General features: G+C 72.8%; 1 protein-coding gene. It reads right to left on the bottom strand.

Features of this window, described 5'->3' with window-relative positions; genetic code table 11:
* Positions 1–9: 9 nt before the first annotated feature.
* Entirely contained in the window at positions 10–1533 is a 1524-nt protein-coding gene (gene nhaA / locus AB8Z75_RS34575; protein ID WP_369209049.1) for a Na+/H+ antiporter NhaA, read from the bottom strand.
* Between the last annotated feature and the right edge of the window lie 2 nt (positions 1534–1535).

Here is a 1535-nt window from a genome sequence, read left to right as displayed (position 1 = left end):
GGGGAGGGGTCAGGAGTCGGCGTTGCGTTCGCGTTGCCTTCGGGCGGCCTCCGTGGGGCGGCGCACCGGGTCCGCCTCCTGGTCGATGTCGGGGACCTGGTCCAGGTCCTCGTCGCGGGTCTCCTCCTCCCACAGCGCCCGGTACTTCGCGTCCCGCAGTTTCAGCAGGACGCAGGCGACCAGCGCCGAGACGAGGGAGCCGATGAGGACGGCGGCCTTGGTGTGTTCGGTGACGGCCGCGTCGGTGAAGGCCAGTTCGGAGACCAGCAGCGAAACGGTGAAGCCGATACCGGCCAGCATCGCGACCCCGGCGACGTCCGCCCACGCCAGGTCGGAGCTGAGGCGGGCGCGGGTGAAGCGGGCTGTCAGGTAGGTGCCCGCGAACACCCCCACGAACTTGCCCGCGAACAGGCCGAGCATCACCCCGAGTGCCTCAGGTTGCCGGAAGGTTTCTCCCAGCGCGGAGCCGGAGACGGCGACGCCGGCGGAGAAGAGGGCGAAGACGGGCACGGCGAAGCCGGCGGACAGGGGGCGGACCCGGTGCTCGACGCGCTCGGCGGGGGAGGTGCTGTCGGGGTCGGTCGCGTCGTCGGGGGCGACGCGCAGCAGCAGGCCCATCGCCACGCCGGCGATGGTGGCGTGTACGCCGCTGTTGTAGGCCAGCCCCCAGATGAGGACACCCAGCGGCACGTACACGTACCAGCCGCGGACGCGCAGGTTGACGTGGAGGACGCGGAAGAGCACCAGTCCCGCGACGGCACCCGCGAACGCCGCCCAGTTGAGGGTGGAGGTGTAGAAGACGGCGATGACGAGGATCGCGCCCAGGTCGTCGACGATGGCCAGCGTCAGCAGGAAGGCGCGGATGCCGGAGGGCAGGTTGGTGCCGATGACGGCGAGGACGCCGAGGGCGAAGGCGATGTCGGTGGCCATCGGCACGGCCCAGCCGTCGAGGCTGCCGCCGCGCGCCGCGTTGACGGCGACGTAGAAGAGCGCGGGTACGGCCATGCCGCACACCGCGGCGACCATGGGGAGCGCGGCGGCGGCCGGGCGGCGCAGTTCCCCGACCGTCAGCTCGCGTTTGAGTTCGATGCCGGCGACGAAGAAGAAGATCGTGAGGATGCCGTCGGAGGCCCAGTGCTCGACGGACAGGTCCAGGCCGAGTGCGGGGATGCCGAAGTGGAACGCCCGTACGGTCTCGTACAGGTGGCCGAGCGGGGTGTTCGCCCAGACGAGCGCCACGACGGCGGCGGCCAGCAGCACCGTGCCGCCGACCGTCTCGGTGCGCAGCGCGTCGGTGAGCAGCCTCCGCTCCTTGGCGGAGGGCCGCGCGAAGAGGGCAGCCCGGGCACCGGGCCGCGCGGAGTCGGTGTCACCGGGCTGAGCGGTGGTACCGGGGGTGCCGCCGGGCCCAGCGTCGGTGTCGGGGGCGTCGCCGGGCCGCGCGGAGTCGGGGGCGTTCCCGTTCTCGGGCTGCTGGGACTGCTCGCGGCCGTTGTTCCCGTGAGACGGGGACGGGGACGGGGGCGGGGTCATGG

Source organism: Streptomyces sp. PU-14G (assembly GCF_041028275.1).
GTDB lineage: Bacteria > Actinomycetota > Actinomycetes > Streptomycetales > Streptomycetaceae > Streptomyces.
Note: the sequence above shows the minus strand (reverse complement) of the source record. Positions and strands in the feature narration are given on the sequence as shown.